Source organism: Nocardia cyriacigeorgica (assembly GCF_010858045.1).
Classification (GTDB): domain Bacteria; phylum Actinomycetota; class Actinomycetes; order Mycobacteriales; family Mycobacteriaceae; genus Nocardia; species Nocardia cyriacigeorgica_E.
On the sequence record NZ_JAAGVC010000002.1, the window covers coordinates 200,270 to 217,423 of the forward strand.

The window sequence follows — 17,154 nt, forward strand, 5'->3', positions numbered from 1 at the left end:
CTCACCTTCTGGCGGTAGTACGTAACCAATGGTAGGACAGGGTGCTAGCTATTGCAAGCACTTGTGTTAGCACCCTTCGGGCAAATATCCGGCAGCGCTGTCTCAGCCGCCGAACATCAGGTGCGACACCGTGTAGATGGCAAGTCCGGCAAGCGAACCGACCACCGTGCCGTTGATCCGGATGAATTGCAGGTCACGCCCGACCTGCAATTCGATCTTCTTACTCGCTTCTTCCGCATCCCACCTGGCAACGGTATCGCTGACGATGGTCGCGATCTCGTCGGCGTAGTTGGCCGCCAGATACCGTGCGCCGCGCTCGATCCAGCCGTCCACTTTGCCGCGCGTGATCTCATCATCGCGCAGTTGCTCGCCGAGCGCTTGCACGTTTTCGGCAACCTTGCGGCGCAGCGTGCTGTTGGGGTCGTCGGCGGATTCCAGGATCAGCCGTTTGGCCGCGCGCCAGGTCGCCTCCGCCATACCGGTGATCTCCTCGCGGCCCATGATCTGGGACTTGATCCGTTCGGCCTTGGCGATCATCGCCTCGTCGTGCTGGAGGTCGTCGGCGAACTGCTCGAGGAAGCGGTTGGCGGCCAGGCGCACCTCGTGATCGGGCGTCGAGCGCACCTTCCAGGTGAATTCGACGACCTCGCGGTAGATCTTCTCCGACAACATGATGTTGACGAACTTCGGCGCCCACTGCGGAGCGTCGCGCAGCACCACCCGGTCGATGGTCTCCTGACTGCCGAGCGCCCATTGATGGGCGCGCTCGGCCAGCAGATCCAGCAGCGGCAGCTGACGATTGTCGGCGAGCAACTCGGCCAGCACCCGCCCGATCGGCGGACCCCACTGCGGTTCGGCGATCCGCTTGACGATGGTGTTGTCGATGACCTGCTCGACGTCCTCGTCACGCAGTACTCCGACCACGGCGCGCAGAATGGTCGAACTCTCCTGCGCCACGCGCGCGGCATTGGCCGGCTCGGCCATCCAACGGCCGACCCGCCACGACACCTGCGCCGAGTTGACCTTCGCGGTCACCACCTCGGGCGAGAGGAAATTGGTGCCGACGAAGCTGCCGAGGCTGGCACCGAGCTGATCCTTTTTGCGCTTGATGATGGCGGTGTGCGGGATGGGCAGACCGAGTGGATGCCGGAACAGCGCCGTCACCGCGAACCAGTCGGCCAGTGCGCCGACCATGCCCGCCTCGGACGCGGCCCGCACGTAACCGACCCAATCGCCGCCGCCGCCGCGCGACTCGAGCCAGCGGCAGCCGAGATAGATCGCGGTCGCCAGCGCCAGCAGTCCGGTGGCCAGCGACTTCATCTTCCACAGATCACGACGTTTGCTCGCGTCATCGGTGAAGGAGGTGAAGCTGCTCGGCATCGTCGGCTGCGCGCCGGCGGCCTCGGAGCTGCGGTCGCCGAGGACCGCGGTATCGCCGGGAGCGTTGTGCATGTCCTCCATTCTGCTGGCCTTTGCGCTCCGGCAGCGTCGCCGTGCGCAACCGGAGGGTCGCCGAGAGTGGCCTCATCGGTGTGACTCCGCTCGCATCCACCCCCCGAATGCGGTGATCGGCACCCCAAAAGGTCCTGCTGGGGAGTAATGGGACCTAAGCTGGGTGACACGGATCCGTTTCGAACGAGGGAGCCCACCCTGTCCACCGAAGACCTTGTCGACGTCGGTGAGCGCGCCGACCGACCGGCGGCGGTGCGCACCGGCAACACCGATGGCCGCAAACGCCGGTGGCGACAGCACAAGATCGACCGCCGCGAAGAGCTGGTCGACGGCACCCTGGCCGCCGTACGCGCCCGCGGCAGCAGCGCCGGAATGGACGAGATCGCCGCCGAGATCGGCGTCTCCAAGACGGTGCTCTACCGCTATTTCGCGGACAAGAACGATCTGGTCCACGCCACCATGCAGCGGTTCATCGAGATCACGCTGATGCCGCGCGTCTACGGCGCGATCAGCCTGGATGCCGACGAGTACCAGCTGGTGCGCACCGCGCTCGGTGAGTACGTCGGCGCGGTCGACGAGGACCCCGAGGTCTATCGGTTCATCATGGGCAACGGCTCGGCCGACCAGTCCTCGCTGGCCGAATTCGAGAAGCTGTTCGCCGAGGTGGTCGCCGCCGCCATCATCAGCAGGGCCGACGATCTCGGGATCGAGACCGAGGGCGCGCTGCTGTGGTCGTATGTGCTGGTCGGCGGCATCCAGCTGGCGACGCACTGGTGGACCACGGACAAGACCATGTCGCGGGAGGAAGTCATCGATTACCTATCGATGATGGCCTGGAGCGCGATCGAGGGCATGGCGCGCGCGGGCGGCTCGCGCACCAAGTTCAACGCCATGCCGCATGTGCTGCCGAAGCCCGTGGACACCCCCGAGATCGCCGAAGGCACCGTCTGAGCCAGTCGTGGCCCCGGATGTGACGCGGGACTCGACATCGCGGCGCGGTTGGTTAGTCTGAACGCCAGCGGGGCGCTACAGAGGGGTTGCGTCTCCGTTCGCGCGTCGGCACCAACGGAGGTACCTCGATGGCGAAACAAGTGCCGACATCCCGGCTGGCTCGCGGGACGAAGCTCGGCGCGGTCGCGGCCGGATCCGTGCTGCGCAATCAGCGCGCGCGGCTGTCCATGCGCGGCCGCTCGGAAGCGGTGCGCGCGAAGATGGCCGAGGAATCCATGATCCGCACCACCGAACAGGTGGTCATGGTGCTTGGCACCATGAAGGGCGTGGCCATGAAGCTCGGCCAGATGATGTCGGTGCTGGATCTGGATCTGGTGCCGCCCGATCATCGCGAACGTTTCCAGAAGCGCCTCGCGGTGCTGCGCAATGCCGCGCCGACGGTGTCGTTCGAGGCCATGCGCGCGGTGATCGAGGAAGATTTCGGCCGCCCGCTCGACGAGGTGTTCGCCGAGTTCGAATCCGAACCGGTGGCGGCGGCCTCGATCGGCCAGGTCTACCGCGGGCGGCTGCACGACGGGCGCAAGGTCGCGGTGAAGGTGCAGTATCCGGGCATCGATATCGCGGTGCGCGCGGATCTGAAGAACCTGGCGATGTTTCGCCGGGTGCTGCAATCGGCAATGCCGTGGGTGACGCCGGCGGTGCTGGACGAACTTCGGCTGAATATGGAGGCCGAACTCGATTACCACGCCGAAGCCGAGACCCAGCGGCAGATCTCCGAGCTCTACGCCGGGCATCCGTTCATCGTGGTGCCCAGGCCGGTGCCGGAGCTGAGTACCCGGCGGGTGCTGGTCAGCGAATACCTGGTGGGCAGCGGTTTCGAAGAGATCAAGGAGATGCCGCAGGCCGAACGGGACCGGATCGGTGAGATCATCTACCGCTTCTATGTGGGTTCGCTGTTCGTGTTCAACGAGTTCTGCGGCGATCCGCATCCCGGCAATGTCATGCTCACCGAAGACGGGCGGGTCGGGTTTCTCGATTTCGGCCTGTTCAATCGGATGGATCCCGAGCACGTCCAGTTCGAGGCGGCGTGTCTGCGCGCGGCCGCCGAGGACCGCGCAGAAGACCTGCGGCAGTTGATGATCCAGCGGGGGGTGATCGACTCGCCCGAGGAGATCGGCCCGGAGGAATGCCTCGAGTATGTGCTCGCCGCCTCCGAATGGTGTCTCATCGATGAGGAGTTGACCATCACTCCGGAACTGGCCAGCGGCGCCTTCCTGCTCGCCGTCGACCCGCGGGCCAGCGAATTCACCGGGATGAAGCAGCAGAACCTGCCGCCGGAGCATCTGTTCTCCCGGCGCGCGGACTTCCTCACCTTCGGCATGCTCGGCCAGCTCGAGGCGACGGCCAACTGGCATCGCATCTCCCGTGAATGGCTCTACGGCGAGCCGCCGGTGACCGAACTCGGTCAGCAGCATCACCGCTGGCTGGCCGAACGCACCGGCGACGACACTGCACGATCCGGCAAGACTCGACACAAGGCATGAGGGAACATATGGCGGACAGCCGCGAATTCGATCTGATCCTCTTCGGCGCGACGGGTTTCGTCGGGAAGCTCACCGCGCAGTATCTGCTGGGCGCCGCGCCGGCGGACGCCAAGATCGCATTGGCCGGACGCTCGGTGGACAAGCTGACCAGGGTCCGCGATGAACTCGGCCCCGCGGCCGCGAAGTGGGAGCTGGTGGTCGCGGACGCGGCCGATCAGCCCGCCCTTGATGCGCTCGCCGCCCGCACCACCGTCGTGGTGACCACGGTGGGGCCGTACCTGCGTTACGGGCTGCCGTTGGTCGCCGCCTGCGCCGAGGCGGGCACCCATTACGCCGATCTCACCGGCGAGCCGTTGTTCATCCGCGAGGCGATCGACCAGTATCACGAGCAGGCCGTCGGCACCGGGGCCAAGATCGTCAATTCCTGTGGCTACGACTCGGTTCCGTCGGATCTGAGCGTGTATCAGCTGTACCGGCGAACCGTCGAGGACAATACCGGCGAACTCACCGACACCACGTTGATCGCCTCGCTCAAGGGCGGGGTCAGCGGCGGCACCATCGATTCCGGGCGCGCGATGATGGAGGCGGTGGCCGCCGATCCGGCCAAGCAGTCGGTGCTCAGCCACCCGTATTCGCTGAGCCCGGACAAGTCGATGGACCCGGATGTGGGCAGGCAGTCCGATCAGGCGTTGCAGAAGGCGAGCTCCATCGACCCGAGCCTGGACGGCTGGGTGGGCACCTTCGTGATGGCCATGCACAACACCAAGATCGTGCGCCGCTCCAACGGGCTGCTCGGCTGGGTGTACGGCAAGAACTTCCGCTACCGCGAGGTGATGAGCGCGGGTAAATCGCCGGTGGCGCCACTGGTGGCGGCCGGTATGTCGGGCGGGATCGTGGCCACGATGGCGGCGGGCGCGCTGCTCTCGCGGGTGAGCGCCGGCCGCAAGCTGCTGGATCGGGTGCTGCCCAAGCCGGGCACCGGCCCCAGCGAGCAGGCGCGTACCAGCGGCTGGTTCACCATGAAGACCTACGCGCACACCACCTCGGGCGCGGAATACGTCGCGACCTTCGCCGGGCAGGGCGATCCCGGCTATCAGGCGACGGCGGTGCTGCTCGGCGAGAGCGGGCTGTGCCTGGCCTTCGACGGGGCGAAGCTGCCGGAACTCGCGGGTGTGCTCACGCCGGCCGCGGCGATGGGCGATGCGCTCACCGAACGGCTGCGGGCGGCCGGGATGACCATCGAGGTCGAGCGCGCCTGAACCCGGCACGGCTATGAATCTCTCGCGGACAATGGAGTCGGCTCGATGAATCTCGCTCGGCGCACGATGAACAACCCGGCGCTGGCCGCGGTGTACGAACGGGCCTGGCGTCCTACGCTGTTCTATCTGGCCAGCGGCCGCACCACCGCGGCGGATCGGCGTTACGCGGCCGATTCGCTGCGGCTGCACAAGGCGCATCGGGTGCTCGATATCGCCTGCGGTCCAGGCAATTTCACGCGATATCTGAGTGAGCGGCTGCCCGATGACGGTTACGCGGTCGGGGTGGATTACTCGCCGCCGATGCTTGCCAGGGCCGTGGCAGACAACGCGGGGCCGCGGGTGGGTTACCTGCGCGGCGATGCCCGGTTCCTGCCGTTCGCCGACGGATCCTTCGACGCGGTGTGCTGTTTCGGTGCGCTGTATCTGATTCCGGACCCGTTGGCGGCGGCGCGGGAGATGATCCGGGTGCTGGCGCCGGGCGGCCGGATCGCGATCACCACCAGCCATCGCGATGATTCGGCGTTCGGGCATGCGAGCCGGATCGTCGGCGGCTGGTCGGGTCTGCGGGTGTTCGACACCGAGACGTTCCCGGCCTTGTTCGCCGAGCACGGGTTGGTCGAGATCGATCAGGAGATCCATCGGCTGCTGCAATACGTGTCGGCGACCCGTCCGGGCTGAGATCTCGCGTCGCCGGCCGGGCCGATCGCGCGTTCAGGGCGAGATCTAATTCGCTACCTCCGCTGCCGAATACGAAGCCGACCACATCAGCTTCGGCCAGCGGTGCACCGTGCTGCGCCGGGAGACCGGTGACGCCGTCGCAGCGCGGATGTTCAAGTCGGGAGCCGATGTGGCGGTGCGGTTTTCACGCAGGTTCCGGTGGTCGGATCGGGTCCGCGAGCCACCACCACTATCGTGCGCGACATCACAGCCCGGTTCCGGTGCCGGCTTCCGAAGGCGGCGACACCGCGCATTTCCGACCGGTAGAGTCCGAATCGACGCGGCGGGGATGTGATGGACCGAGCGGAAGGGGGAGCCCAGGATGGCGGTACCGGAAACGGGGCAGAGCCGGGCTCGGCAGCTGTACGTCGCGGCCGTGGACGGCGGTGCAACGCCGTTCGAACTCGACGAGGACGTGGCCACGAATCTGGCCGCGGCCTGCGACATCCTGGTCGACGATCTGGATCGGGCCAGAGCCGGATCACATGTGATCACCGAGGTTTCCGGGTTCCCCGACCTACCCACCGGCCATGCGCTGGCCCGCGGATTCGGCATGAAGGGTCGCGAATATCTCGACACGTTGACCGCCCTCCAAGAGACCGCGCTGCTCTACAAAGCGGCTTATCTGGCGGCGGGCAAGAAGTTCGCCGACGCCGAGGCCGCCAACAAGGCCGCGATCGACCTCGTCGCCGCGCATCTGGCGCCGCGGTGAGGCGGGCCGTCGAGGGAGGAACGCACCATGGCTGACGACGCCGTACCCACCGGTGATACCGATCCCCCATACGCACCGGAGCGTGAACATTTCATCGGCTACACCCATCAGGAGATCTGGGACCGCGTGCACGAGGTGATGGATCCGGCCGCGCTCGACCGCGCGGCGGCGGTCTGGCAGGCCAATGCCACCGCGCTGGCCGAGGCGTTCCGCGTATTCGGCGATGCCACCGCTCGCGAGTTCGCGCGGTGGTCGGGACAGACCGCCGACGCGGCCGCACAGGCCACCCGTGATTTCATTCGCGTTGGCACCGATGCTCACGAGGTGTGCGCCGCGATCGCCGCGCTGTTCGAACTGGATCGCGACGCGGCGCAAACGGTTCGGGCTGCGATCCCGCCGCCGCAGCCGTATCGTCCGCTCGACGATCCCGCCGCCGAGGCCGTGCACGGCGGGCAACGAAGAATGGATCACGACATCGCGGCGGCGGCCGTCACCGCCGACATCCAGGACCTCATGACACACGTCTACTCCCCCGCCATCCCCGCTTCGGGAGACCGGGTGCCCCGCTTCGCGGTACCCCGCACCGATTCCACCGGCGGCGGGAGCCTGCCACTGTGAAATGGGTACTCACCCCGGACGAATTCAGCTACGTCTGGCAGAACGAAACCGATCTGGATCGCCGCCCCTATCCGGTCAACATGGCGCCCGCCGCCACCGTGCGCACCGAGAGCGAACACCTGCGCCTGCGATTACCGCAGCGGTTCGCCAGACAGGCCGACCCCGATCTGGCTGCCGCGCTCATGCTGTGCGCTCGCGCCGACGCCACCACCGTCACCGTGTCCGGCGAACGCACCGCCTCAGGTAACGGAGACTGCCCCGACCGCATCTTGGCCTTCGCCGCCGTGGTGCACCAGCACGCCGCGATCCTGGTGGCCGCGCCCACCACCGTGACGGTGCAGATGAGTCATGCCCGCGCCCTCGGCGAGCTGCTGGTCGAGGTGATCGGGCCGGCGCGCCCGGGCCGGGCAGGCACGCTACGCGAACCGCAGGATGCGGTGCTCGGCGCCACCGACCACGCGGGCAATGGCCAGACCTTCTCCACCAACGGTGAGCGCGGCGCCGCCCGCTTCCGTCGCGCTCTGCGCAAACCGGTCGACGGGCGCGGCTTCATCACCGTCACGGTGGAACCGGACAATCCGATGTCGCCGCCGACCCGGCATCGCACCTGGCTCGACGTCAGCGGCGACGGACGGTATCTGCTCACCACCGCCGATGAGCTCACCCTGACACCGGTGTCCGATGCCGATTTCGCCCATCAGCTGCTCAAACTCGCCCAGATTCGCTGATCGCGCCTGCGAATGTGGTAGGTCTGACGGATGGTGAAGCACTGGTCGGTTCCGGTCCGGGAAGCATTGCAGGCCGACGGCGTGCGTATCGCCGATCTGGACACCTCCGCCCGTCCCGGTTTCGACGGCGACAGGAAGCTCGGTGAGGCCCTGCTGACCGAACGCGGAAAGGTGCTGTCGGATCTTCAGGAAAAGCTGTACGCCAACGGCCGATCCGGTGATTCACGCAGCGTGCTGCTGGTGCTACAGGGTATGGACACCGCGGGCAAGGGCGGCATCGTGCGGCATGTGATCGGGTCGGTGGATCCGCAGGGCGTCGACCACGCCGCCTTCGGGGTGCCCACCGAGGAGGAGAAGCGCCACCACTACCTGTGGCGCATCCGCAAGGAGTTGCCGCGCGGCGGCCAGATCGGCGTGTTCGACCGCTCGCACTATGAAGACGTGCTGGTGGTGCGGGTGCACAATCTCGTTCCCGCCACCGTCTGGGGTGAGCGCTACGACGAGATCAACGCCTTCGAACGCGAACTCACCGATGAGGGGATCACCCTGGTGAAGGTCGCCATGTTCGTTTCTCTCGACGAACAGAAGAAGCGCCTGCGCCAACGTCTCGAACGCCCCGACAAGTACTGGAAATTCAACCCCTCCGATATCGACGAACGCGCCTACTGGCCCTCCTATCAGGAGGCCTATCAGGCCATACTCGACCGCACGAGTACCGAGCGGGCGCCCTGGTACGTCCTGCCCGCCGACCACAAGTGGTATTCCAGGCTCGCCGTCACCGAACTGCTCATCGCGGCCTTACAGGACCTGGACCTCGATTGGCCGCCGGCGCACTTCGACGTCGCCGAGCAACTCGCCCGCCTCGACGAGGCCTGATCAGTCAGCCGGACGGCCCGCCATCGCCTACGGCCGGGCGGCCGCAGGCGATGGCGATCGACTAACGCTCGTCGACGATTTCACCGTTCTGCACGGTGCCGTCCGTGGTGAGCGCCAGGGTGGCGGTGACGGGCGGGAAGGCGGCCGAGGCGTCGAGCGCGGCCGCCAGCTGCTCGGCCGTTTCCCAGCGCCATACGTCCTGGTAGGTGCCGTCGTCGAGGCGGATGAGCCGAGTCTCGACCAAGCCGTCGAAGCCGGAGCGGATGCCTGCGATCACCTGGGCGCGCTGGGCCAGCATCTGCTCGAGCTCGGCCGGATCGACGGAGTAGTGGTGCACACGAACTGCGGACATGAGGATTCCTTCTTTCTCGGGTGTGATTTCACGGGACCTGGTCAGGCCGGCTGCGGACGATTGCCGAGCACGGGCGCGGCGAATCCGGCGCCGCCCGTGGGCAGCCACGCCCGGGTGGCCAAGGTGGCGGCGGCGAATGCCATCGGCCCACCCCACTTGTCGACGCCGTCTCCGGCGGCGATGTGCGAGGCAGCGGCGCCGCCGTAGACGAACACCAGTCCGGCGTAGGCCCACTCCTTGGTGCGCGGGTGACCAGGGGTCAGGATCGCGGCGAGCGCGGCCACTTTGGCAGTGCCGAGGATCGTCGCGAAGTACATGGGATAGCCGAGGTGGTCGAAAACCTCTCGGACATAGCGAATGCGGGCGAGGTCCCAATAGGAACCGACCGCCGTTTCGGCCAAGACAGCGGTGATCGGGACCCAGCGCGCGAGTCTCAGCGCACGCGAGCGCGCGAGGGAGTTCGGTCTGGTCATGGGCGTGTGGCTCCTTTCGACGAATGCGGTAACCAGATTCCGCCGTGCCAGGGCCGCGAACAACGGCGTATCCTGCAACGATCGTTAATGCCTGTGTTCACGATCGGATCGGCAGTGGAGCTACGTGACATCGAGATATTCCTGACCCTCGCCGAGGAACTGCACTTCGGGCGCACCGCCGAACGCCTGCACATATCCACCGCACGGGTGAGCCAGGCAATCCGCATCCAGGAACGCCGGTTGGGGGCGAAGCTGTTCGAACGGACCAGCCGCCGTGTGGAACTCACCCCGCTGGGCGAACGGCTGCGCGAGGAGCTCTCGGTGGGCTACCGCACCATCCAGGGCGCGATCGATTTCGCGACGGCCACCGGTCGCGGCATCGGCGGGCTGCTGCGGGTCGGATACACCGCCGCCTGGTGCGGTACCACGCTGATCGCGGCGGCGGACCGGTTCACCGCACGTTATCCGGGTGGCGAAGTGCAGATCCGCGAGGTACAGGTGGGCGACTACCGGCAGTTGCGCGCCAGGGAGATCGAGCTGCAAATGAGTGAGTTCCCGATCGAGGAACCGGATCTCATCACCGGCCCGGTCGTCTTCGCCGAACCGAGGGCGCTGGTCATCTCATCGAATCATCCTGTGGCACAGCAGAAGTCACTGACCATGGAGGATCTGGCCGGTATCCAGCTGATCGACGGCATCGGCCCGTCGCAGGCGATCAACAGCTTCCATTTCCCGACCCACACCCCCTCCGGCGCACCGATCCCGCGCGGCCCGGCGGCGGCCACGTGGCCCGAGGTTCTCACGCTCATCAGCGCGGGCAAAGGTGCCTGCCCCTGCTCTGTTCGCGCCGCCGACTTCTACCCGCGCCCCGGACTGAGCTTCATCCCCTTCGCCGATGCTCCACCGATCGAGTTCGGCCTGGTCTGGCATGCCGACGGCCCTGCCGCCCGGATACAAGCCTTCGTCGACATAGTGCTCGAAGGCCTGACTGCCTGAGCGGCGAGTGGCAGGTACGTTCGAACGTTTCCTCCCGGCACCGACATGGCGCGCGGCGGCTCCGCCGTTCCATACACCCTTGTATGGAACTGGGGCGACGTCTATCATTTAATGAGACTCCGGGTCCCAGATAATTTCCCCCGGAGCTGGCACGAGGGAGACACCGATGACGCTGTCTGTGGCACGTGAGGCCGCATCCGCTGATCAGACCTACCGCGAGGTACTCCAGGGGCTGTCAGAGGGGTCGGTCAACAAGCACTTCGACCCGTATGTCGACATCGACTGGGACTCCCCCGACTACGGCGTCGACCGCGCCGATCGGCGCTGGATCCTGCCCGAGGCCGATCCGCTGGGCCGCCATCCCTGGTACAAGTCGCTGCCCGTCGAGAAGCAGATCGCGATGGGTATGTGGCGGCAGGCCGGGATCGCCAAGGTGGGACTCGACTTCGAGCAACTGCTGATCCGTGGGCTCATGCAGTACGTGGTGTCGCTGCCGAACGGCGATCCGGAATTCCGCTTCATCACCCATGAAGCCGCCGAAGAGTGCAACCACACGCTCATGTTCCAGGAGATGATCAATCGCATCGGCGAGGACGTCATCGGCATGGGCTCCATCGACCGCAAGCTGACGATGATCATCTGGCCCGCGGTGAAGTACTTCCCCGAGTTCTTCTTCACCATGGTGCTCGGTGGTGAGGAACCCATCGACCATTTGCAGAAGTCGATTCTGCGCGGCGGCGACCAGATGCATCCGATGGTGCAGCGGGTCATGCAGATTCACGTGGCGGAGGAAGCGCGGCACATCTCCTTCGCGCACGAATATCTGCGCCGCAACGTGCCGAAGATGCACCCCGCGACCCGCTTCGCGCTGTCGCTGCTGTTCCCCACCGCCATGCGCATCATGTGCGAAATGATCGCGACCCCGCCGAAGGAGTTCATCGAGAAGTTCGAGATCCCGCAGTCGGTGGTGAAGGACATGTACTGGCGCAGTGAGGAATCCAGCAATGCCCTGCGCGATATCTTCGCCGACGTGCGCGCATTGGCCGAACAGAGCGGTCTGATCAACCCGGTGTCGAAGCTGGTGTGGAAGGTGCTGGGCATCGACGGGAAGCCGTCGCGGTACCGGAGCGAACCGGTTCGTCGCGCGGTCGCCTGATCTCCGGGGACGTTCGCTCCCCGGGGCGGGAGCCAGATGTGTCCCGCCGCCGAGGCATCGGCCCGGCGGCGGGACACCGCCGTCAGTCGGCGACGAGCCGCGTCCGCATGTGCGAGTGTTCGCGCTGCCGCCGGACAACATACGTCCCCGGCACGCTGCCGGTGGCGCCGTGTTCGGGATGCATCAGGTAGGCAACGGATTCCGCGGCGAAGATGCCGAGCGCGAGCCCGGACGGGTCGGCGACGTCGGTCGTCCACCGGCAGGTACCGGGTTCGGCGACCAGCGCGTGCGGATTCCCGCCCGCGGCGCCGCGCAGCACCTCGATGCCGTCGGGCGGGACGGGCCACCAGGCCGCGCCCGGGCTCGGCGTGACCGCGTCGAGCAGGTACAGCGGGATGACGATCAGGTCGCCCTGGGCGTGCATGCCGCGGATCACCGGGATGCGAAGGGACGCGTCGAGTTGTTCCAGGACAAGGGATTCGGTCATGGTCATCACCTCAGGTGCGGTGTAGGAGCTGGGAGTATTGCGTGCCGGTCAGGCCATAGGTCCAGGCCGCGGCGTCGACGGGATCGGTGAGATATCGGGGAACGGTCAGGCCATAGCGGCGGCGGGTGCCGTCGCGTTCGACGGAACCGTTCACCGCCACCAGCACTCGCTGGTCGTCCGGTAGCTCGTAGAGCATCAGTTCGTAGCCGTGATTGCCGGGATCGGGCGCGCAGGCCAGCAGTTCCATGCCGGCTTCCTCGACATAGGCGGGCCAGCCGAGTCGTTCGATGGCGCAACGCCGCACCTCGACATTGGTTTCCCGGTCGATGGCTTCGGCCGTGGGGTCGGTGATCACCCAGCCGGGCACCTGTGTCCCGTGCCAGAAGAACAGTTCCCAGCCGTCGGAGTAGCGGATGGCGGGGCCGTCGGCGCAGTGCAGGCGCAACCGGCCCCGGTCCCCCGCGTCCTCCGCGGCCAATATTTCGGGACGCTCGGAAACGACGCACAGATCCTCGTCCGGCCACCACGGGCCACAGGCCGCCGCTACCGCCGCCCACAGCTCCCACGCGCGGGCATGTTCACCTGCCCGATTGGGCGGGAAATCCGACCACACGACCGAGCCCGACCCGCAGTGCGCGTTGTTCCGGATCGAACTCGGCCCGCCACCGGCTGCCATGATGATGCGGCCGATAGTGCCCGCCCATGAAGACGTCAACGGACCGGCGATGTTCTGCTCGAAGGGCTCCAACGCGCACGCCCATCGGTCGTACTCGCGTCGCGACATACCGATGGTCACCCGCATGCGGCTGTGAATTCGCGAAAGTAACTGCACGACAGCAGGTTCGGGCGATGTTATCGGTCGCGGCCCGCGCTTGGCTCCCGGCTCACCGGTCGCACGGGCGATCAGCGGCGAGGAGACCCATCGAAAGCGTGGTGGGCCGAGACCGGCGAGTTCGTAGATTTCGGAGATGGCCGCCTCAGCGGCGCGACGATCGGCCGGTTCGGTGCACAGCATCCGGCCGAGCCATTTCTTGCGGATGTTCGCAGCTTCCCGCTGCCCGAGAACACTCACCGGATGGCGGTGGTGTCGTCCTTTCCAACGATCATGCGATCAACAGTGACAGATCGGGACAAGATCGGCAAGCACTCCTCCTGCGCAGCGTCCCGGAACCGCCTGGCATGGGCGGATCGGTGCGCGTCATCCGAAGGCGCAGTACGTGCAGCGATGCCGGGTGCTCAGGGGCTCGCATCCGAACGTCAGGTGAGTTCGACCGGCGCACGTCAGGGCGCCGGTCGTCACCGTGATTCAGCCGACGCGAATCGACCCGAGCAGGTCGAACAGTTCACCCGCCACATGCTCGGGCAGCTCGAGACCCGGGAAGTGGGTTTCGCCATTGAGCCGGGAGTAGCTGAACCACGGGTTCTCGGCGGCGAATTCGGCGTGCAGCGCGTCGTATTCGGGGGCCTTCGGATGGGAGAAGACGTGCCGGATCGGCCGCGGTGTGCTCATCTTCTCCATTCGACCCATCGGGGAACCCCATGTGCGATAAGCCTTTTCGACCTCGCGCCCCGAGCGGGCCCACATGTCGTAGCCGTGCCCGCCTGCCTCGAATCGGACGTGGTTGAGCACGGTCTCGTCGGTGCTGCCGTCGAGCCAGGATCGCAGCAGTTCATCGCGCGCGGCCTTCCAGGTGGCCGGGTTCTGCAAGGCGGCGACACCGGCGGCGAACTCCGGGGGCGGCGGGGTCATGATGAGATCGAGCAACAGGACCGCAGGCACCCGCTCGGTACCGAGCTGGTCGGCCATGTCCAGGCCGACCCAGCCGCCGTGCGCATGCGACAGCGGCACGAACGACTCGACCTCGAGCGCGTCGAGCAGCCCGATGGTGTCGGAAACCTGTTCGGCCACACCGAAATCACCAACCAGTGTGCGATCCGGTCCGTGGCCACGCCAGCACACCCGGATGACGCGATGCTTGTCCCGCAAGTACGGCAGCAGCGGGTTCCAGGCGCGGTGGTCGTGGGCCCAGCCGTTGAGCAGCACGATCGCCGGCGTATCGGGTGCGTAGCCCTGGTCGTCGAAGGCGATCTCGACGCCGTTGATCTTCATCGTATTGATCATGTTTCTCTCCTTCTCCCGAGCCGCGGCAGTGCGGGCACGGACGATTCGCCGGTTCAGGCGGCCTGATCACTGGTGGTCGGCCGCAGCCGGGTGGCAGCCAGCTGGGAATCGGTGAGACCGGGCAGGCGACCGGCCACCATCAGCAGCGGATCACGCACGGCGTCGGGCAGGCTGTTGAGCAGGCGCATGCGGTAGGACGTCTGCTGGGTGCGTTCGATGCCCGGCCGTTGCTCGCGCTCCCAGCGGAGCAGCGCCTCGGACATCGGCAGGTCGGCGCTGACGGCGGCGGCCAGCGAGACCGCGTTGATCATGGCCGTGCCTCCGCCTTGCCCCAGATACGGCGGTTGCGCGTGCGCGGCATCGCCGAGGAAGGCCACCCGGCCGCGTGACCAGGCCGCCAGCCGGATGAATTCGAAGTTGTCCCAGCGGATCTGCACGTCCGGCGTGGTGCGCAGCAGTGATTCCAGATAAGGGAAGCTGCGCACCCAGGAGTCGACGTCGATGTGGTCGCCGCGGGTGGCGGCGTCATCGGCATCGGCGACCAAGGCGAGGTAGACGTGTTCGGGGGTGCACGGGGTGTACAGCAGCCTGCGCCGGCCTTGGAAGTGCTCGAGATGTTTGACGCTGTCCGCGGCGGGAAGGTAGCCGGTGGACGCGGGCACCATGAGCCGGGCCGCGCCCTCCCGCATCCGGATGCGGCGGGTGGTGAGACCGAGCCGGTCACGCAACCGCGAATGCACACCATTGGCGACGACGACCAGATCCGCCCTTGCGGTCCGGCCGTCCTTGAACTCGACCCGTCCGTCCGGGTCGGCCGCCACAGCAGCCGAGTCGGTGACGAGGTCGACGCCGGCCCGGGTGGCCGCCTGCACCAGCGCGTCGATCAGCCGGTCACGTAGCAGTGTGTAGCAGCGCGGTCCGCCCTCGGCGTTGATATCGATCCGGTACAGGGTGCGCCCGGTGCGCGACCGGGCTTCGATCGCCGGGCCGATATGCGCGCCACGCGTGGCGTCGGCGAACGCACCGATCTCCGCGAGCGCGGATAACCCGTTGTCCCATATATAGATTCCGGCGCCGATCGCCCGGATCGCGGACTGCCGTTCGTGCAGTCGCACGGTCCAGCCCTTGCGGGCCAAGGCGGTCGCGGCGGTCAGCCCGCCGATGCCGCCGCCGATTACTTCAGCGTGCCGGTCAGCCATGGAACGCGGTCCTCTCTGGTGGAACTGGGGGCGACAGCGTTGGTCGCGGATCGGGATGTGACAGTGCCGGGCCACGCGACGCGATCGGCTCGTCCGGACGGGGCAGGATCTGGGTCGAGCCGGCAGTCGCCCGGTCTCGCCATCTGTCAGGGCGACAGCTGGGTACGCGGCGGGATGCGCCCTGTGTACGAATCCGGCAGTACCGGGATCGGGGTTCGTCGGTCACGGAATGGGTTGAGCGGCAGAAGAACCGGGCGCATGCCGGGTCCACCCGGGATCACCGGTATGGACGAAGGCGCCCCACTGCTTCCGCGTCGGCGCACCGAGCATGCGAACCTCGGCGGGCGTGAGCGGGCGCAGCATGGCCGAGTCGTGCCAGGCGGAATCGTCACCGAAGAGCAGGGGCAGTTCCAGGCAATGGCAGGCGCCGAACGGGTTGTCCGGATGCAGGGTGTGCACCCGGTAGCGGTAGACCTCGGCGCCATGCGCGGCGAACAGATCGGCGAACGCGCTGGTGCCGTCGTCGAAGGCTTTGCGCCCGACCAGGTTCTGCACGGCAGACACCAATCGTGCGCCCGCCAACGGCACCGAGCGGATCCTCGAGAACACCGGATGCGGACCGTCGTAGAACGCCCGCATTTCCTCGGCTGTCGTGCCGATCACGAGCTGCGTCCCCGCCGCACGCCCGCGCACCTCGCGTTCCCAGCGCGCCCGGTCCGGCAGCGGATCGGCCCCGGCGACCGGCAGAAAGGGCGGTGCCGAATTGAGCCCGCCCGGACCGGCGAGCTTCTTCGCCGCCGCGGCCTGCGCGGCCAGGATCTGCGTCAGCGGTGCGTCCTGTGGATCACCGCCGAGCGCGGTGAGAAACGCCTGCGCCGCCCGCTGCGCTTTCGCGGCGCTCTGGAAACCGATTCCGAACGGTGAACTCTGCACGATCGCGCGCCGGAACAGTCCGCGCGTCGATTCGATGCCGAGCATCGCGACGATGGAATGCGCCCCCGCCGACTGCCCGGCCACCGTGACCAGGCCGGGATCACCGCCGAATCCGGCGATGTGCTCGCGCACCCACTCCAGCGCGGCGATCTGGTCGAGCAATCCGAGATTGCCCGGCGCGACGCCGGGCATCCGCAGATAGCCGAGCACCCCGAGCCGGTAGTTGATCGACACGACGACGATGCCGGTCTCGCGAACCAACTCGGTGGCGTCGTACAGATTCCACGCACCACCGCCCGCGAGGTAGGCCCCGCCGTGGATCCACACCATGACCGGCCTACTGCCCGGTTCGGCGGCGGCGGGCGCGGTGACGGTGAGCTCGAGGCAATCCTCGGATTGCGGCAACCGGACGGGCGCGCCCATCACCGGTTCCAGCCGGCCCGGCAGCTGCGGCGCGGTAACCGGCGAGCGGTGCTGGTGCGGCCCCTCGTACACGATCGGCTCCGGTGCGCCGAACCTTGCGGCCCTGGCATACGGGATCCCTCGGGACACCACGACGTCACTGTCGTTCATGTCGCT

General features: G+C 67.2%; 18 protein-coding genes. 10 read left to right on the forward strand and 8 right to left on the reverse strand.

Features of this window, described 5'->3' with window-relative positions:
* Positions 1-102: 102 nt before the first annotated feature.
* Positions 103-1,452, reverse strand: coding sequence for a DUF445 domain-containing protein (locus tag GV790_RS03220; protein ID WP_375139364.1), 1,350 nt, complete (start codon positions 1,450-1,452; stop codon positions 103-105).
* Positions 1,453-1,704: 252 nt separating this feature from the next.
* Between GV790_RS03220 and GV790_RS03225 the strand changes: the two genes are divergently transcribed.
* From GV790_RS03225 to GV790_RS03260, 8 genes are all read left to right on the forward strand, one after another.
* Positions 1,705-2,403: a TetR/AcrR family transcriptional regulator gene (locus GV790_RS03225; RefSeq protein WP_163810554.1), complete on the forward strand. Its 699-nt coding sequence runs from the start codon at positions 1,705-1,707 to the stop codon at positions 2,401-2,403.
* 128 nt (positions 2,404-2,531) lie between these two features.
* A complete protein-coding gene (locus GV790_RS03230) occupies positions 2,532-3,947 on the forward strand; it encodes an ABC1 kinase family protein (protein WP_163810268.1) in 1,416 nt (471 codons plus the stop codon).
* Between the two features lie 8 nt (positions 3,948-3,955).
* Complete coding sequence (locus tag GV790_RS03235) at positions 3,956-5,206, forward strand: saccharopine dehydrogenase family protein (protein WP_163810270.1); 1,251 nt, start codon at positions 3,956-3,958, stop codon at positions 5,204-5,206.
* Between the two features lie 45 nt (positions 5,207-5,251).
* The gene (locus GV790_RS03240) at positions 5,252-5,884 is read left to right on the forward strand and encodes a class I SAM-dependent methyltransferase (protein WP_163810272.1); all 633 of its coding nucleotides are present in this window, start codon (positions 5,252-5,254) and stop codon (positions 5,882-5,884) included.
* A gap of 361 nt (positions 5,885-6,245) precedes the next feature.
* Positions 6,246-6,635, forward strand: coding sequence for a hypothetical protein (locus GV790_RS03245; RefSeq protein WP_163810274.1), 390 nt, complete (start codon positions 6,246-6,248; stop codon positions 6,633-6,635).
* A gap of 27 nt (positions 6,636-6,662) precedes the next feature.
* On the forward strand, positions 6,663-7,253 hold the full coding sequence (locus GV790_RS03250; protein ID WP_163810276.1) for a hypothetical protein: 591 nt from the start codon (positions 6,663-6,665) through the stop codon (positions 7,251-7,253).
* A complete protein-coding gene (locus GV790_RS03255) occupies positions 7,250-7,981 on the forward strand; it encodes an ESX secretion-associated protein EspG (protein WP_163810278.1) in 732 nt (243 codons plus the stop codon). Before GV790_RS03250 ends, GV790_RS03255 begins: the two co-directional genes overlap by 4 nt.
* A 30-nt stretch (positions 7,982-8,011) precedes the next feature.
* The gene (locus GV790_RS03260; RefSeq protein WP_163810279.1) at positions 8,012-8,857 is read left to right on the forward strand and encodes a polyphosphate kinase 2 family protein; all 846 of its coding nucleotides are present in this window, start codon (positions 8,012-8,014) and stop codon (positions 8,855-8,857) included.
* Between the two features lie 61 nt (positions 8,858-8,918).
* Here the strand turns inward: GV790_RS03260 and GV790_RS03265 are convergent, their stop codons facing one another.
* Both GV790_RS03265 and GV790_RS03270 read right to left on the reverse strand, forming a co-directional pair.
* A complete protein-coding gene (locus GV790_RS03265) occupies positions 8,919-9,209 on the reverse strand; it encodes a hypothetical protein (protein ID WP_163810282.1) in 291 nt (96 codons plus the stop codon).
* 41 nt (positions 9,210-9,250) lie between these two features.
* Positions 9,251-9,682 carry a DoxX family protein gene (locus GV790_RS03270; RefSeq protein ID WP_163810284.1) on the reverse strand — a complete coding sequence of 144 codons (432 nt, stop codon included), beginning with the start codon at positions 9,680-9,682 and terminating at the stop codon, positions 9,251-9,253.
* Between the two features lie 87 nt (positions 9,683-9,769).
* On the opposite strand from GV790_RS03270, the gene GV790_RS03275 reads away from it, so the two are divergent.
* Together GV790_RS03275 and GV790_RS03280 are read left to right on the forward strand one after the other, a co-directional pair.
* Complete coding sequence (locus GV790_RS03275; protein ID WP_163810286.1) at positions 9,770-10,678, forward strand: LysR family transcriptional regulator; 909 nt, start codon at positions 9,770-9,772, stop codon at positions 10,676-10,678.
* Positions 10,679-10,844: 166 nt separating this feature from the next.
* On the forward strand, positions 10,845-11,834 hold the full coding sequence (locus GV790_RS03280) for an AurF N-oxygenase family protein (RefSeq protein WP_163810288.1): 990 nt from the start codon (positions 10,845-10,847) through the stop codon (positions 11,832-11,834).
* 82 nt (positions 11,835-11,916) lie between these two features.
* On the opposite strand, the gene GV790_RS03285 is transcribed toward GV790_RS03280, so the two are convergent.
* The 5 genes from GV790_RS03285 to GV790_RS03305 form a co-directional block, all read right to left on the reverse strand.
* Positions 11,917-12,321, reverse strand: a complete 405-nt coding sequence (locus GV790_RS03285; protein WP_163810290.1) for a hypothetical protein — start codon at positions 12,319-12,321, stop codon at positions 11,917-11,919.
* Positions 12,322-12,331: 10 nt separating this feature from the next.
* Positions 12,332-13,393 (reverse strand): DUF6745 domain-containing protein, encoded by a 1,062-nt coding sequence (locus GV790_RS03290; RefSeq protein ID WP_163810292.1) that lies wholly within the window; start codon positions 13,391-13,393, stop codon positions 12,332-12,334.
* 234 nt (positions 13,394-13,627) lie between these two features.
* Entirely contained in the window at positions 13,628-14,440 is an 813-nt protein-coding gene (locus tag GV790_RS03295) for an alpha/beta fold hydrolase (RefSeq protein WP_280211771.1), read from the reverse strand.
* Between the two features lie 56 nt (positions 14,441-14,496).
* Positions 14,497-15,642: an FAD-dependent oxidoreductase gene (locus GV790_RS03300; RefSeq protein ID WP_163810296.1), complete on the reverse strand. Its 1,146-nt coding sequence runs from the start codon at positions 15,640-15,642 to the stop codon at positions 14,497-14,499.
* A gap of 222 nt (positions 15,643-15,864) precedes the next feature.
* Complete coding sequence (locus GV790_RS03305) at positions 15,865-17,148, reverse strand: carboxylesterase family protein (protein WP_163810298.1); 1,284 nt, start codon at positions 17,146-17,148, stop codon at positions 15,865-15,867.
* Positions 17,149-17,154: the final 6 nt, after the last annotated feature.